Here is a 15135-nt window from a genome sequence, read left to right on the forward strand (position 1 = left end):
CGCCTACGCATGGCTCCGCACGATGATCTTTCCGGTGTTCTCGCCGTGCAGCATGCCCAGGAACGCGTCCACGATGTTCTCGAATCCGTCCACCACCGTCTGATCCAGCGCGAGCCGGCCGCTCTGCAGATGCGGGACCGCGAACTCGTACAGCTCGTCCTGCAGGGCGCGGTAGTTGCTGACCAGGAAGCCTTCCATGCGGAGGCTCTTCTCCACGATGTCCGAGTAGTTGACGTGCGGCGGGGACGCGTCCGGGTTGTTGTAGCGGCTGATGGTGCCGATCCGGACGATGCGGCCGAACTCGCGCAGCGCGCCCACCGCGGCGGCCAGCTGCTCGCCGCCGACGTTGTCGACGAAGACGTCGATACCGTCCGGTGCAGTGCTGGCGAGCAGTTCGGCCGCAGGGCCATCGTGGTAGTCGAACGCCGCGTCGTAGCCCACCTCCTGGGTCAGGTGGTGGACCTTGGCCATCGAGCCCGCGCTGCCTACGAGCCGACCGGCGCCCAACAGTCGGGCGAACCGGCCGGTGGCAGTGCCGACGCCGCCGGCCGCGGCGGAGACGAAGAGGTCGTCGCCCTCGCGGAGCCGGGCGATGCGGGTGAGGCCCACGTAGGCCGTCAGTCCAGTGCCGCCGAGGACGCTCAGGTAGGCCGTCAGAGGGACCCCGTCGAAGCGGGGGAGCTTGCGGACCTCCTCGGGCCGGACCACGGAGTGCGTGCGCCAGCCCTCGCGGTGGAACACGATCTCGCCGTCGGTCAGCTCCGGCGTCCGCGAGCCAACGACGCGCCCGAGAGTCCGCCCCTCGAGCGGTGCGTGGAGCGCGAAGCCGCCGGGCGCATCGTCCATCATCCCGCGGTGGTACGGATCGACGGACCAGTAGAGGTTCTGAACGACCGCGGTACCGACCGCAGGATCGGGAATCGCGGACTCGACGAAGGTGAAATCCCCGGTGGTGGGGAAGCCGTACGGGCGGGCGGTCTGCTGGACGGTGATCGCGTTCTCGGTCATGCCAGGACCGTAGGACGGGAATGCAACACTCGGGCAGGCGGTTGGGCTCATGTGACGCCCCGTCCCATGAGCAGTTCTCATACCCTGAGGTGAGCTTCCCGTGGCCCGCACGACCGACACCGATCTCGCTCCGCACGAACTGCGTATCCTGGTGGCCGTTGCGGAAGCCGGGGGCTTCTCGGCCGGGGCCGAGGCACTCGGGCTGACACAGTCCGCGGTCTCCCACTCGGTGCGCGGCAGCGAGCGCAAGATCGGCGCCGTCCTGTTCGCACGCGGCCGCAGCGGTGCCAGACCCACCCCGGCGGGAGAGATGGCCGTGGCGCATGCGCGCCGCATCCTGCGCCTGCTGGACATGCTCGTCGACAAAGCGCGGGGAGCCGCCCGGTCCCAGGCGACACAGCAGCCAAAGGGACCGCTGCGGATCGCCGCCTTCCGCAGCACCGCGCTGCACCTCCTGCCGCCGGTCCTGCAGCGGCTGCGCGCGCGGCATCCCGGGATCGAGCCGCAGGTAAGGATCGTCCGCGAGCTCGGGCGCGGCACGGCAGGCGAGGTGGCCGACGGACGGTCGGATCTGGCCATCGCCACCTTGGACGGAGCGCAGCTCCCGGCGGGGCTGGTGGCGAGCGAGCTCTTCGAAGAGAGCTACTCCCTGGTACATCCGGTCGGACACCCGACTCCGCGCTCGCTGCCGCTGGTCGACTGGGCCGAGAACTGCGGCTCGTACACCCGCGCCTGGTGGGGCGCGCAGGACTGGATCCCGAAGGCCACGATCGAAGCCGAAGACGACGGAGCAGTGCTCTCGCTCGTGAGCAGGGGACACGGAATGGCGATCATGCCCGCGCTCTCCCTGGTCGAGGCACCGGACTCGATCGAAATCACCGACCTCGGTCCAAAGCGCCCGACGCGCCGTGTCGGCTACGTGACCACCCCGGAACTCGCCGGCTCCGCCGCCGTGCGCGCTCTGGTGCGGGAACTTCGGGCCACCGGCTCCACCCTCAGTTCAGGCAGTAGTCACTGAGGCTTCGCACGGGACGGCAGCAGTCTTGAGGTCCCGCATGCCGGGTGACCCAACTGTCGGCTCCGCCACAGCTGCCAGCGCAGCCAACTGTTTCGACAGGTCAGTCACCATGAAGGCCGGTTGCGCCCGGCCAGCTCAAAGTCCGCGTCTGCGGCCTGCAAAGCGGCAACTACTGTGAGAGCGGCTGCAAGTGGACCGATGGCGGTGGCTGGAGACCCTCGCCACAACGTCAAGGGCCGTCTCCAGCACGCGTCCTACTTCCGTGACGCCGCCGATGCCGGCCTTCGCCTCCTCTGGTGGTCAGGGCGTGTGCTGAACGCACTCCGGCTCTCGCCCTGGGGCGATGCGCCGGGCCGCGCTTCTGTCGACTCGGCCCGGCACACACGCACCGCACGGAGGTCAGAGATCGAACTCGTGGGGCGGCAGTTCAAGAGTGAAGCAGGCTTCCCGGACGATGGCCTGTTCGGTCTTGTCGAAGTCCCCGTCGGCACCGCCGATGACGATGCCGATCTGGATGACGGCACGCGCCTCGGCGGGCTTCTTCTTCGCCTTGGCGATCTCCTGCAGCACGCTCACCTTGCCGAAGTCGAAGTCGGCCGTGAGCCTGTTGAGATTGTCCTCGAAGCGCCGCTGAAGGTCGATGGCATCGAAGTTCTGCAGCACCTCGTTGGTGGCAATGAGCTGGGCCACCCGGCGGCGCTCGGCAGGGTCGATGGTGCCGTCCGCAGCGGCGACGAGCGCGCACATGGCCATGCTCGCGTCGCGGAAGGCACCGCTCTTGAGGTCGTTCCTCTTCGCCACGAGCTGGGTCTGCATCGTCGATGCGGACTCCTTGATGCGGTCCCACAGGGCCATGAGAACTCCATACGGTCGAAGGTCGGACCGTTCCGACAGCGGTCCGGTGCTCCAGCAATATCTACAGCAACGTAGAAACTAGCGGCTCGGCGGAGAAGTTCCCGTGATTCTTGGCGGAAGGTTCGGATGAAGTGGTCGACCGTAGCCATAGGGGACCGAGCTCCGCAGGACGTCCGGTGCTCGATGAGCTGACGGGTCCATCCGGCGACGATCGTGTTGCAGTCCTGGTGCCCGACCCCGCCGGGGGGTCCGTGAACCGGGTGATCGCGTCGCGCCTCTCGGAGAAGTACCCGTTGCGCTTGTCCGCCTCCAGCACCACTCCCATGCCGCCGGTTCCTGCGAGGAAGGTCACCTCGACTCGTCGGCCCGCTGCGCACACTACGGCGCCGGGGCGAGCCCGACCTCCTGGGAGAAGGGAAGCCGCTGGCCGGTGCCGGCGATACGGCCGAACTCCAGACCGGCGGACTTGAGCCGAAGCCGAGCCGTCCGAGCGCTTCGACGAACGCCTCCTTGGCCGGCAGCGGGCCCACCGCCACCCAGGTCGAGTTCGCCCTTGCCCTTCGCGCCGGCCACCACCAGTCCCGTGCACAAAGAGAGAACGATTCCCATGAGGACGGTCGCGCCGGGGGGCGAGGACCGGGTCGACCGCGGGGCCTCCCACGCCGAGCGATCAGAGCAGTCGTTTGAACGCCACACCGTGGCGTCCGCTCCCTCAAATCCTCTTGTGCTTCGTGAGAGCGGTGCCGTGCCCCCGTACAGGCGTCACGGCACCACGCACATGCGACCGGCGGGCTACTCGGCAGCAGCGAGGGCGGCAAGCGCCTGTGCCCAGCGGACGTACTTCAATTCGGCCAGATCCGCGACGGTCTTGACCCCGAACGCTTCCAGTAACAGCTCTCCGTCGCGGTCGGAGACCCCTTTCAGCACGCTCACCGGAGCTGCCAGGATCTCGGACAAGCTCTTGTCGGCCCACGCCTTGTCGAGCACCTTGTTCAGTTCTACCGAAGCCATGCGTCCTCTTTCGTGAGAGCAGGTGAGAGGCGGGCACCGCGGGGGACAACCCCTGGCAGCAACACGTTCCCTCTACAGACCCGTAGAAGCATATGGCTGCCGAGGTCGCTCCAAGTCATGTGCCGGGGGTTCCGGCTGGAAAGTCCGAAAAGCATCCTCGAGCGAGGCTGACCAGGGGCTGGACAGCCATTCCCGAGCGGCGCCCGGACTCAGGCGACCGGCCGGCTCGTGCTGTGACCGGGAGCATTCACCCCGGGATGTGGGGGGAACGACGGCGTCTGTTCTGCGTGACGACCGTATTGGGGCCGGTTCGGGGCCGGTTCGGGGCCGGGAAGGAGCGGCCCGATCCGCTCAGACGGTGATGACGATCTTGCCTCGCGTGTGCCCGCCTTCCAACTGGCCGATGACCTCGGGGACATCCTCCAGTCCACGGGTGGCACCGATCACCGGCGTCATCCTGCCCGTCTCGAGGAGCTCCGTCAGAAACTCCAGGTCGGCCCTCTTCGGCCGTACCGTGAAGACCACCACCCGCTGGCTCACGAACGGTGACATCGCCAGCGCCATGGCGATCCGGCCGACGGCTCCCAACCAGCGGCCCTTGGCGTCCCCACTGATGACGACGAGAGTGCCCTCCGGGGTGAGAGCCCGGCGGCAGGCCAGCGGCGTCTGCGTCCCCGCCAGGTACAGCACCAGATCGTAGCGCCGGCCGTGCCTGGTGAAGTCGTCGACGGTGTAGTCGACGACGTGGTCGGCGCCGATCGACCGGACAAGATCGGTGTTCCCGGTGCTGCACACGCCGGTGACGTCGGCGCCCAGAGCCTTGGCGATCTGTACGGCGAAGGTACCGACGCCTCCCGACGCACCGACGATCAGCACCCGGTGCCCCGGCCCGATCCGTCCCCGGTCGCGCAGCGCCTGCAGGGCGGTCTGCGCGGCAAGCGGGACAGCCGCCGCCTGTTCGAAGGTGAGGTTCCGGGGCTTGCGCGCCAGTTGCTCCTCCGGAACGGACGCGTACTCGGCGAATGCGCCCAGACCGCTGCCGAACGGGGATCCGTAGACCTCGTCGCCCGGCCGCAAAGTGGTCACCCGGCCGCCCACGGCCACGACCCGTCCGGCGAGATCGCAGCCCGGGACCGGGTGCGTGGGCCGGCGCAGGCCCAACTGGATGCGCGCGACATAGGGCTCGCCCCTCACCAGGTGCCAGTCGGCGGGATTGGCGGACGCAGCGTGCACCCGCACCAGCACCCCGTCATCATCGACGACCGGCCGCTCGACCTGCTCGAGTCGGAGGACGTCGCCGGGTGCTCCGTACGCGCGTTGAACGTACGCTCGCATCGGGCTTTCGATTTCTCCGGCGCTCACGGGCTTCATGGAACTTCCCTTCCTGCGGCGTGGGCACTGACGGGTTCAGCCGGTGGGCAGGGTGGCCTTCCGGTCCTCCCGCGCTTCGTTGCGGACGTCGCCGACTGCGCCGCCGTCGATGTCGAGGGGCGGCAGGAGGCGATCGAGCCACGCCGGGAGCCACCAGCAGGCTTCACCCAGGAGCTTCATCGTGGCGGGGACGAGCACCATGCGTACGACCGTCGCGTCGACGGCGATGGCGGTCGCCAGACCGAGTCCCAGCATCTTGGTGGTCGGATCATCACCGAGGACGAACCCCAGGAACACCGACACCATGATGAGCGCAGCCGAGGTGATCACCCGGGCGGTTCCGGCAAGACCGCGTACCACGGAGCCGTCGTTGTCGCCGGTCGCGAGATAGTGCTCGCGTACCCGGGAGAGCAGGAACACCTCGTAGTCCATCGACAGTCCGAACACGATGGCGAACATGAACATCGGGATGAACGACACGATCGGTACGGAGGATTCGAGGCCGATCAGTGAGGCCCCCCACCCCCACTGGAACACCATCACCAGCACGCCGTACGCGGCTCCGATGCTCAGCAGGTTCAGCGCGGCGGCCTTGAGGGGGACAAGAACCGAGCGGAACACCACTGTCAGCAGCAGCAACGACAGCACGACCACCGCGGTGACGAACAGGAGCAAGCGGTCCTTCACCCGGTCACCGAGATCGGCGAACGCGGCCGTCTGCCCTCCGACATGGGCGCGGGCTTGGGTGCCGTCGAGCACCGCGGGAAAGACCTCGGAGCGCAGCCGCTCGACCGTCGCCCGGGTCGCGTCGTCCTGGGGGGCGGTGGTCGCCGTGGCCAGGATTACGGCCACGCCCGCGTCGGTGTCGATCCCGGGCGGTGCCACCGAGGCGATCCCCGGGTCTTCGGTGACGGCGTCGTACAGCGGTTCGACCACCGAGGCGTCGCCTGCGAGGCCGACCGCGATGACCAGAGGACCGTTGGCACCCGGCCCGAAGCCCTCGGCAACCAGGTCGTACGCCTGCCGCTCGGTCCGGGAGCCCGGAAGCGTGCCCTCGTCGGGGAAGCCCAGGCGCAGCGCAAGCACGGGCGCGGCAAGCGCGAGCAGCAGCAGTGCGGTACCGACGGCGTAGGCGGCGGCATGGCGGGTGACGTGTGCTCCCCAGCGCTGCCAGCGGCGGCGGGCACGGGGTGCGTGGCCGTCCCGGGGGGTGCGGCGCCGGGGCAGGCCGAACCGGTCGATGGAGTGCCCGGCGAGTCCGAGGAACGCGGGCAGCAGGGTGATCGAGGCAGCCACCATGACGAGCACCACCGCGGCGATGGCGACACCGGCCGCGGCGATGAAGGGAATGCCGGCGACGGCCAGCCCCAGGATCGAGACGACCACCGTGCCGCCCGCGAAGACGACGGCCTGGCCGGCGGTCGCGACAGCGCGTCCGGCCGACTCCTCGACACCCATCCCGGCGGCCAGCTGCTCGCGATGGCGGGTGACGAGGATGAGCGCGTAGTCGATACCAGCCCCGAGGCCGACCATGGAGGCGACCACCGGCGCCCAACTCGGTATCTCCACCAGATAGGTGACGAGCGGCATGGCGCTCACCCCCAGGGCGAGGCCGAAGAGCGCCATGCCGATCGGCAGGCCCATGGCGATCAGTGACCCGAAGGCGACCAGCAGGATGACGACGGCAGCCAGCAGCCCGATCATCTCCCCCGTGCCGGTCTCCGGTTCCTCGAAGGACATGAACAGATCGCCGCCCGCCTCGACCCGCAGCACCGAGTCGTTCGCGTGGGCGGCTACGACCTTCTTCAGTCCCTCCAGATCACTCGTGTCGAGTTTCTCGACCACCGGATACCGCAGGGTCACCAGCGCCACGCGCCCGTCGGGCGAGACGGTGCCGTCGGCCACGGCCGCTCTCCCCCCGTCGCGCAGACCGCCGGCCGGGTCGGAGGCCGCCAGCACTGCCGGCAGTTCGGCGAGCTCGGTCTGGACCCTGGCAAGTGCCCGGCGGGCGGCTGGGCTGTCGAAGAACGTCTCGCCGTCGTCCCGCGGCGTCGCCGCGACGCGAGCGGTCAGACCGGCATCGCCCGAACCCGCGCTGGACAGCAGCTCGACCGCGCGCTGTGAGTCGAGCCCGGGGGCCTCGAAAGTGTCCTCGAGATCGCGGCCGACCGCGGCCGAGGCGGTGATGACGACGACGGCGGCCAGGACCCAGGCGCCGATCGCGCGCCAGGGGTGCCGCGCGGCGAACCGGCCGAGCCGGAACAGTAGGGACGACACGTCAGTTCTCCTCCGTGAATCCGTGAGTCCGTGAATCCGTGAGTCGGTGAGTGAGTCGGTGAGTCGGTGAGTCGGTGTAACGAATCCAGGCGTGCACGCCTGGATTCGCCATGGTGTCGGTCGGCCATGTGCGCGCACCTCGGCAGATGGGCCGGGAACCGCCGCCGAAAGCACGAAGCCGGCACCGTACTTTCGGCCGGTCCGGCGGTGCGCGGGTGCCCCTACGATGGGTCGCGTGCGACATCTCATCCTCGTTCTGTGGGGCGAGACCCGCGCCCTGTGGGACAAGGGCCGCGCTCTTTGGGGCGAGACCAGTGCGCCGGACTCGCCCCGCCCCGGTTGGCGCGACTGGGCGCTGGTCGGGGTGCTGGTGCCCGCGGCCGTGCTGGAGGGGGTTCTCCGACCGGATGTCCCGTGGCGGGCCCTGTCGTTGGTCGTCGGGGTCGGCCTCATCCCGACGTTGCTGTGGCGGCGGACGAAACCGCTGCTCATGGTCGGGATCGCGTTCGGCACGGTGCTGTTCACCCAGGTGTGGACCCTGCTGTTGGGCGGCGAGCAGCCGGGGCTCAACACCATGGTCTATGTGCTGCTGCTGCCCTACGCGCTGTTCCGCTGGGGATCGAAGCGCGAGGCGATGCTCGGGTTGCCGGTGGTACTGGTGCCTGCCGCGATCTCGGTCCCGCTCACCAACACCGGCCCGGGCGACGCGATCGCCGGGTTGGCCATTCTCTTCGCCTCGATGGCGTTGGGCGAGGCACTGCGGTACCGGGCGTACGCCCGCGCCCGGCAGCTCGAACAGGTCAAACTGGTCGAGCGCGAGCAGCTGGCTCGCGATCTGCACGACACGGTCGCCCATCACGTGTCGGCCATCGCGATCCGGGCCCAGGCGGGACTGGCCGTGTCGGCGACCGACCCCGCGGCCGCCGGCGAGGCACTACGGGTGATCGAGACGGAGGCGTCACGCACCCTGGCCGAGATGCGCTCGATGGTCCGCGTCCTGCGCCGCGTCGACGAGCGCGCCGGCCTGAGCCCACTGCCGCTGGTCGCCGATCTGCACGACCTCCGGCATGTCGGCGCCGGCCCCACGGTCGACGTCGAGATCACCGGTGATGTCGTCGGTCTCGCTCCCGCGCTCTCGACAGCGGTCTACCGCCTTGTTCAGGAGTCGGTCACCAACGCCCGTCGGCACGCACGCCATGCCTCGCGCATCGCGGTGTCCGTCTCGACCGACGAACGGTCGGTGCACCTGCGGGTGAGCGACGACGGCGACACCGTTCACCCGCGGACGGGCGGCTCGCCCGGCTATGGTCTCCTCGGGATGGCGGAACGGGCGGGTCTGCTCGGCGGTTCGCTCAGCGCCGGCCCGAACCCCGGCCGCGGATGGACCGTGACGGCCGTACTTCCGAGGAACGGATCGGCATCGTGAGCGTGCGTGTGGTGGTCGCCGACGATCAGGAGATCGTGCGGACCGGGCTCACCATGATCCTGAACGCGCAGCCCGGCATCACGGTCGTCGGCCAGGCGGACGACGGCCACGACGCCGTCGAACTCGCCCGCTCCCTGCGCCCCGACGTCTGTCTCTTCGACATCCGCATGCCCGGCATCGACGGCATCGAGGCGACCCGGCGGCTCACGGGTGCGGGCACCGCCAACCCTCCGGCGGTGGTGGTGATCACCACCTTCGATCTCGACGAGTACGTCCACGCAGCCCTCAAGGCGGGCGCCCGCGGCTTCCTCCTCAAGGACGCCGGCCCCGACATGCTCGCGCAGGCCGTTCACGCGGCGGCGCGCGGCGACGCGCTGATCGCTCCGAGCGTCACGGCGCGTCTGCTCGCTGCATTCGCACACACCGGGGCGGCCTCGGCGGCACCGCCGCAGCCGGTCGAGGCGCTGACCCACCGTGAGGAGGCGGTCCTCGCCGCAGTGGCCCGGGGGCGGACCAATGCCGAGATCGCCGCCGAGCTGCACATCAGCCTCAGCACGGTCAAGAGCCATGTCGCTCGGCTGATGGACAAGCTCGGCGCGCGCAACCGCGTCGAGATCGCGATGTGGGCCTACGAGACGGACCGCGCCGGGAGTTGATCCCTTCGCTGTACGAACGGTGGGCTGCGGGCGGTGACGGTCAGCGGTGCGTACAGCGGAGGCGCAGCCGGGCGGGGCCCCGTTGATCGGCTCGTACGCGGAAAACCGGTGCCCCGTGGCCAGCGGGATGGGTAGTGTGTCGGCCTGTTGGGGCGGTGTCCGCGAACCGGTCGTGCCCGGCACTCCGGCCCCGTGTCCGGGGCTGACGCAGGGTCGGAGGGTCGGCTTGCCACCGCGCACGGACCAAGAGGAGGCGGACGATGCCCAATGCCACGCTGCGAGGCGTAACACTGGACTGCTCCGACCCGGGGGTGCTGGCCCGCTTTTACCACGAGCTGACCGGTATGCCGATCGCCTTCAGCACGGCTGAGTTCGTCGCCATCACCGGCGACGGCTGCGACCTGGGCTTTCAGCGGGTGGAGAAGTACCGGGCCCCGACGTGGCCCGGTCAGGACGTGCCCCAGCAGTCCCACCTGGACTTCCGCGTCGAAAACCTCGATGCGGCCGAGGCGCTGGCGCTGAGGCTCGGCGCGGTGAGGGCGGAACATCAGCCCGGCGGCGAGCGGTGGCGGGTGCTCCTCGACCCTGCAGGTCACCCGTTCTGCCTGAGCTCCGGCTGACCGTCCGCCCGCCCGCTCCGCAGCCGCCGCGGTGACCGTGGGACACCACCGCGGTGGCCGCCATGCCGGATCCCGCTCCCCCACACTCTCCGTCCCGGGACCAGTCGACGATCACGTCCAGGACCACGACGATCACCTCGCCGGGTCGGGTACGCGGCGGTGATGCGGAGCGGGAACCGGGGGACGACAGCCGGGACGGTCCAGACCCACACCGCCAAGCCCCACGGCTTCTCACAGTCGGCCCGCGCAGCGGGACGACGGTGCATCCGGTGCAGGCTCTCACCGCACTGGCGACACACTGCTCGGCGACGCACTCCAGCGGGTGGCCGATGGTGAGTGCGGTGCGCAGTGCGGCGGAGGAGCGGATACGGCCCCTTCGCCGCACTGAATGATCAGGTGTGACTTGAGTCCAAGGTTCCTGGCCAAGTTCGGTGACACAGCAGAGCGATATGACCGGAAGAGGCCAGGCGTCAGCCCGCGCAACGAGCTCGTGATTCCAGTGGATCGCTTGGCTGAGTTCAACTCGTACACCGTGCATCGTGAATGGCTCCGCATGAGTGAGTGATGAGGTAGTGGATCTGCTTCTGCGTCATCAGGTCGATGTGACTGTGGCTGGTCACCACCGGACGGCGCCGCATCCTCCGCCTCACGAAGCACCGGCCCTGGACCGGCGAGATCACCGACGCCCTGCAACGGCTCGCGGCCCTGCCGAACCCGACTGATCAGCAACTTCCCGCTCCTACGAGCAGCACCACCCGACCGAAGCAGCGGAACCCGGCGCCTACCCGACGAGACAGCCGGGCCCCCGACCTGCCCGTGATCAGTCCGGACGACCGAAACGGCCCGACAGAGGGTCCGACGCACCGTCACAAAAGATCGAGGTTGATCAACTCTCAGCCATGCATGAGCATTTCATGGCCGATTTGTTTCTTTTCGGACCGAGTTGGACATTCATAAGATCAACGAGTTCACTCTAACCTCGGGCTTTCACGAAGGGGGCGGTCCGAGGGTTGATCGAATAAGCGAGGAGTGCCGCTAAGCTGGAACGACAGGGCTTGTCGAAGGCCCTGTTCGTCGCCAGGAGAGAAGCACTCCCCGGGTGAGGAGGCGTAGGGGGTCGTACCCGCCTGTCCGAGCCGAGGGCAACGGCCGTGCGCTGGTCTCGCGGTCCGGGGCCGTGCTGCTGATGGAGACGGTCCGCAAAACCGGCACTGGAGCTGCAACGCCGAAGAAGCTCAGTGATCTGCAACTCCCAAGACCGTGTCCTATGTGGTGAGGCGGATGAGTCGTTTGTAGCAGCAGAGGACGGCGGTGAGGCCGAGGAAGGCCAGGTAGTTGCGGGGATGGCGCTCGTAGCGGTGGTTGAGTCTGCGGTAGCCGGTGAGACGGGACATGGTGCGTTCGATGACCCAGCGACGGCGGCCGAGTCGTTCGCTGGACTCGATGCCCTTGCGGGCGATACGGACTGCGATCCGGTTGCCGCGTAACCATTTCCGCAGTTCAGGTACGTCGCAGGCCTTGTGGGCCTGCAGTTTGCGGGGCTTGTAGTGCCAGCCGCGGTCGGGGTCGTGTCTCGATAGGAGACCGGCCACCATCGGCTTCAGTCCGAGACGGTCGTGCGTGTTGGCTGCAGAGACGCCGACGACCAGAGGCAGTCCGTTCGCGTCTGACAGGACGTGCATCTTGGAACCGCTTTGCCCCGGTCCACGGGGCTCGGGCCCGTGAGTTCGCCCCCCTCTTGGCCCGCACCTGCGCAGAGCCGAGAACAGTCCGGGTCAAGTCCAGCAGGCCTCACTCGTCGATCCTGTCGAGGACCGCCTCGTGCAACCGCCCCCAGACGCCGGACCTGGACCAGATCATGAACCGGCGATGGGCGGTGGACTTGGAGATGCCGAAGCACGGCGGCAGAGCCCGCCAGGCACAACCGCTGACCAGCACGTAGACGATCGCGGCGAACAGCGTCTCGTCCCGGCGTGTCCTGCGTCCCGCCGCCCTGCGACCGCACCTTCGACGGCGGGATCAGCGGCTTCTCGATCTCCCACAACCCGTCCGGAACAATCCAACTCCACGTACCCCGCCCCATGAACCATCCAACGAGCCGTCACCACATAGGACACGGTCTTAGAAGCCGTCTCGTTTGGTGCGGACTCACATGCCGCGCTCTGGGCCGTATACCTCGCGGGTGCGTTCTCCCGGCCCCGTGGGCAAGTACTCCAGCCGGACGGGGCCGGGGTAAAAGGCCGCGCTGTCCCAGCCGGCCATCTCCTCGCCAACCAGATACCGGTACAGCCACTCGGCGAAGCTCATGGGGTGGCCGGCCCAATCCCCCTCTGCCCCCTGAACCACCACACCGTCGGGAAAGCCGTGGACCTCTGGGGCTAGGAAGATGGCGGCCCCCTGGTCCGTGCTGGCGAGTGGGATGAGACCGTCGGGCGTACCGAAGGTGATCTGCGGACGGTTGCAGATCACGCGGGGATCCTCGTCGGGCTCCAGGTCGTAGGACTCCCAAAGGCTCTCAGCCCAGATTCCCGACGTCGACCGGATCTCCTCGCCCAGCTCCCGCCATGCGCAACCCGGATGAGATGAGAGGCCAAGGTGCCCGTTGAGCTGGACGGGTGCGTAGGCGTCCACGATCGCCTTGTAGTCCGTGGGGAGCTCTCTGCCGAGCTCCTGCTCTAGGCGAAGCCACGCAGCAGGATCGGCATATCGGCTCTCTGCCGGACCGAGCATGTCGAAGACGGCCTGCAAGTAGTCGGTCATGGCTCCTCGAAGATGCTGTCGGGCAACGTCTCCGACAGCATCGACCACATTTCATGGCCGCGGTCGGCCGGGCCCTCGTTGTGATGGCATGGAGATGATGCAGCGGCTGGTGCCTGACAAGTTTTGGGAGCTCTTCCTGCGCGTGGTGCCTGAGGCACCGGTCCGTCCGCAAGGGGGCGGACGGCGCAGAGCTGACGACCGTGGGGTCCTGGCCGCGATCCTGTTCGTCGCTACCTCCGGTTGCACATGGCGGCAGCTTCCACCAGTCTTCGGGGCGTCTTGGCAGACCGTCCACCGCCGATTTTCGTACTGGACCGAAGCCCGCGTTTGGGCCAAGCTCCACCGCGTGATCCTCGACGAGCTCGGTTCCGACGGCATTCTCGACTGGCCCCGATGCGCCATCGACTCGGTCAGTCTCCGGGCTCTCAAAGGGGGGCTCTGACGGGACCGAACCCGACCGATCGAGGCAAGAAGGGATTCAAGATCCACCTGCTCACTGACCGCAACGGACTGCCCCTCTCGGTCGGCGTCTCCGGAGCGAACACCCATGACAGCCAAGGACTTGAGCCCCTCGTCCGGGGTATCCCACCGATTCGCTCGCGTCGCGGACCACGCCGACGCCGTCCTGCGAAACTCCACGGAGACAAGGGATACGACTACCTTCACCTGCGGGGATGGCTACGAGACCGAAACATCACCCCTCGTATCGCACGCAAAGGCATCGAGTCCTCGGAGCGACTCGGTCGGCACCGCTGGGTGGTCGAACGGACCGTGGCCTGGATGAACGGATTCCGTCGCCTACATCGCCGTTACGAACGTCTGGCAGACCACTTCCTCGGGTTCGTCGGCATCGCAGCAGCGCTCATCTGCTACCGCCGAATCACCAACTGAGACGATCTCTAAGGTCCTTGTTCCCGCTGAATCCAGAGGCACTTTCCCGGTGAAGAAGCCTACCGGTTCCTATCCCCATGTCCGCGTCCAGGGAGACGGCCGGGCCGTGGTCTCGCAGGCCGGTTCGGTCCTGCTGGTCGAAACTGTCTGCAAGAGTAGCCGTGACCAGGCCATACCCGGGGCTCTGGCCTCATGGCGGAAGCCCCGGGCCGTTCACGAGCCGGGCAAGGTACTCGTGGACCTCGCAGTGGCGGTCGCGCTCGGCGCGGACTGCCTCGCCGACATCGCCCTGCTGCGGTCCGAGCCGGCCATGCTCGGGCCGGTCGCCTCCGTTCCGACGGTTCTCCCGTTTGATCGACAACCTCGCTTCCTCGGGCGAGAAGGCGCTCACGGCGATCCGCGCCGCACGCTCCGAAGTCCGCCGCCGTGTCTGGGGATTGGCCGGTGACCGGGCGGTCACCATCCGCTGATGGGGTTCGTCGACCACGGGCCGGGCGGCACCGGAGAACCGGTGGCAGCCCTGCTCAGGCCCAGGAACACGGACTCGAACACGGCTGCCGACCGCATCACCGCCGCTCAGCTGGCCCCGGCCGTGACGGGGCCTGGGTCGCCGAACTCACCGGGGGCCTACTGGACGGCTGGCCCACGGGCATGCGGCTGATCGTCCGCGACGAGAGGCCGCACCCCGGGGCCCAGTTGAGGATCACGGACGCGGATGGAGGCGGCTGACCTGCTTCGCCACCGCCACCTCGGACCAGCCGATCGCCGAACTCGAGCTCCGTCACCGGCTGCGAGCGAGGGCCGAGGACCGGATCCGGGCCGCCCGGGCCACCAGCCTGCGCAACCTGCCCTGCACGACACCACGTAGAACAAGGTCTTGCTGGAGATCGTGCAGATCGCTCTCGACCTGCTGGCCTGGATGCCGATGCTCGCGCTCACCGGCGAGGCGAGGCTCTGGGAGCCCCGCGCCTGCGGTTCCGCCTGTTCTCCGCGGCCGGACACCTCGTCACCACCGGCCGCCAGCGGATCCTCCGCCTGGTCCGGCACTGGCCCTGGATGTTCGAAGCCACCACCGCTCTCGACCGGCACGCACTCCTGCCGAACCCGGGCTGACCAGTGGATTCACCCGTCTCTACGACAGCCCCTCATCACCCGGAGCAGTGGAACCCGGCGGCCACCCGAGACGACACTCGGGCCCTCGGCCCGCCCAGCATCAGCCTTCGACAACGAAACGGACCACCG

12 protein-coding genes and 2 pseudogenes are annotated in these 15135 nt (G+C 68.6%); 6 read left to right on the plus strand and 8 right to left on the minus strand.

The features are described from left to right. Positions 1–3 precede the first annotated feature (3 nt). Positions 4–1008 carry an NADP-dependent oxidoreductase gene (locus AB0J10_RS22635; protein WP_363064287.1) on the minus strand — a complete coding sequence of 335 codons (1005 nt, stop codon included), beginning with the start codon at positions 1006–1008 and terminating at the stop codon, positions 4–6. Between the two features lie 100 nt (positions 1009–1108). On the opposite strand from AB0J10_RS22635, the gene AB0J10_RS22640 reads away from it, so the two are divergent. Continuing rightward, positions 1109–2026 carry a LysR family transcriptional regulator gene (locus AB0J10_RS22640; RefSeq protein WP_363064289.1) on the plus strand — a complete coding sequence of 306 codons (918 nt, stop codon included), beginning with the start codon at positions 1109–1111 and terminating at the stop codon, positions 2024–2026. 399 nt (positions 2027–2425) lie between these two features. Here AB0J10_RS22640 and AB0J10_RS22645 read toward each other — a convergent pair whose 3' ends face one another. From AB0J10_RS22645 to AB0J10_RS22665, 5 genes are all read right to left on the minus strand, one after another. Then, on the minus strand, positions 2426–2881 hold the full coding sequence (locus AB0J10_RS22645; protein ID WP_363064291.1) for a TerB family tellurite resistance protein: 456 nt from the start codon (positions 2879–2881) through the stop codon (positions 2426–2428). Between the two features lie 378 nt (positions 2882–3259). Beyond that, positions 3260–3490 carry a hypothetical protein gene (locus AB0J10_RS22650; RefSeq protein ID WP_363064293.1) on the minus strand — a complete coding sequence of 77 codons (231 nt, stop codon included), beginning with the start codon at positions 3488–3490 and terminating at the stop codon, positions 3260–3262. A 183-nt stretch (positions 3491–3673) separates the two neighbouring features. Next, complete coding sequence (locus tag AB0J10_RS22655) at positions 3674–3892, minus strand: hypothetical protein (protein WP_363064295.1); 219 nt, start codon at positions 3890–3892, stop codon at positions 3674–3676. A gap of 351 nt (positions 3893–4243) precedes the next feature. Further along, complete coding sequence (locus AB0J10_RS22660) at positions 4244–5263, minus strand: NAD(P)-dependent alcohol dehydrogenase (protein ID WP_363064297.1); 1020 nt, start codon at positions 5261–5263, stop codon at positions 4244–4246. 36 nt (positions 5264–5299) lie between these two features. Beyond that, positions 5300–7540 carry an MMPL family transporter gene (locus AB0J10_RS22665; RefSeq protein WP_363064299.1) on the minus strand — a complete coding sequence of 747 codons (2241 nt, stop codon included), beginning with the start codon at positions 7538–7540 and terminating at the stop codon, positions 5300–5302. A 235-nt stretch (positions 7541–7775) separates the two neighbouring features. Between AB0J10_RS22665 and AB0J10_RS22670 the strand changes: the two genes are divergently transcribed. The 3 genes from AB0J10_RS22670 to AB0J10_RS22680 all read left to right on the plus strand — a co-directional run bounded on the left by AB0J10_RS22670 (position 7776) and on the right by AB0J10_RS22680 (position 10242). After that, positions 7776–8966: a sensor histidine kinase gene (locus AB0J10_RS22670; protein WP_363064301.1), complete on the plus strand. Its 1191-nt coding sequence runs from the start codon at positions 7776–7778 to the stop codon at positions 8964–8966. Further along, positions 8963–9622: a response regulator transcription factor gene (locus tag AB0J10_RS22675; protein ID WP_363064303.1), complete on the plus strand. Its 660-nt coding sequence runs from the start codon at positions 8963–8965 to the stop codon at positions 9620–9622. The genes AB0J10_RS22670 and AB0J10_RS22675 overlap by 4 nt, the downstream gene beginning before the upstream one ends. A 260-nt stretch (positions 9623–9882) precedes the next feature. Continuing rightward, positions 9883–10242 (plus strand): VOC family protein, encoded by a 360-nt coding sequence (locus tag AB0J10_RS22680; RefSeq protein WP_363064305.1) that lies wholly within the window; start codon positions 9883–9885, stop codon positions 10240–10242. A gap of 1265 nt (positions 10243–11507) precedes the next feature. On the opposite strand, the pseudogene AB0J10_RS22685 reads toward AB0J10_RS22680, so the two are convergent. Both AB0J10_RS22685 and AB0J10_RS22690 read right to left on the minus strand, forming a co-directional pair. Next, a pseudogene (locus AB0J10_RS22685) lies at positions 11508–12325 on the minus strand (IS5 family transposase). Positions 12326–12390: 65 nt separating this feature from the next. Beyond that, the gene (locus tag AB0J10_RS22690) at positions 12391–13002 is read right to left on the minus strand and encodes an SMI1/KNR4 family protein (RefSeq protein ID WP_363064307.1); all 612 of its coding nucleotides are present in this window, start codon (positions 13000–13002) and stop codon (positions 12391–12393) included. A 97-nt stretch (positions 13003–13099) separates the two neighbouring features. On the opposite strand from AB0J10_RS22690, the gene AB0J10_RS22695 reads away from it, so the two are divergent. Together AB0J10_RS22695 and AB0J10_RS22700 are read left to right on the plus strand one after the other, a co-directional pair. After that, positions 13100–13893, plus strand: a protein-coding gene (locus AB0J10_RS22695; RefSeq protein WP_363064352.1) for an IS5 family transposase whose coding sequence is annotated in 2 segments (ribosomal slippage) — positions 13100–13430 and positions 13430–13893 — 795 coding nt in all. Because the reading frame shifts where the segments join, the coding sequence is not laid out codon by codon here. Between the two features lie 49 nt (positions 13894–13942). Further along, positions 13943–15006 (plus strand): annotated as a pseudogene (locus AB0J10_RS22700) (transposase). The last annotated feature ends 129 nt before the right edge of the window (positions 15007–15135 follow it).

The sequence above is a fragment of the Streptomyces sp. NPDC049887 genome (genome assembly GCF_040656535.1).
Lineage (GTDB): Bacteria > Actinomycetota > Actinomycetes > Streptomycetales > Streptomycetaceae > Streptomyces.

Excerpts from the sequence above, each read along its gene's own strand:
- AB0J10_RS22690 (WP_363064307.1), bottom strand. The coding sequence starts at position 13,002 with ATGACCGACTACTTGCAGGCCGTCTTCGACATGCTCGGTCCGGCAGAG.
- AB0J10_RS22680 (WP_363064305.1), top strand. The coding sequence starts at position 9,883 with ATGCCCAATGCCACGCTGCGAGGCGTAACACTGGACTGCTCCGACCCG.
- AB0J10_RS22645 (WP_363064291.1), bottom strand. The coding sequence starts at position 2,881 with ATGGCCCTGTGGGACCGCATCAAGGAGTCCGCATCGACGATGCAGACC.
- AB0J10_RS22655 (WP_363064295.1), bottom strand. The coding sequence starts at position 3,892 with ATGGCTTCGGTAGAACTGAACAAGGTGCTCGACAAGGCGTGGGCCGAC.
- AB0J10_RS22650 (WP_363064293.1), bottom strand. The coding sequence starts at position 3,490 with ATGGGAATCGTTCTCTCTTTGTGCACGGGACTGGTGGTGGCCGGCGCG.
- AB0J10_RS22635 (WP_363064287.1), bottom strand. The coding sequence starts at position 1,008 with ATGACCGAGAACGCGATCACCGTCCAGCAGACCGCCCGCCCGTACGGC.
- AB0J10_RS22660 (WP_363064297.1), bottom strand. The coding sequence starts at position 5,263 with ATGAAGCCCGTGAGCGCCGGAGAAATCGAAAGCCCGATGCGAGCGTAC.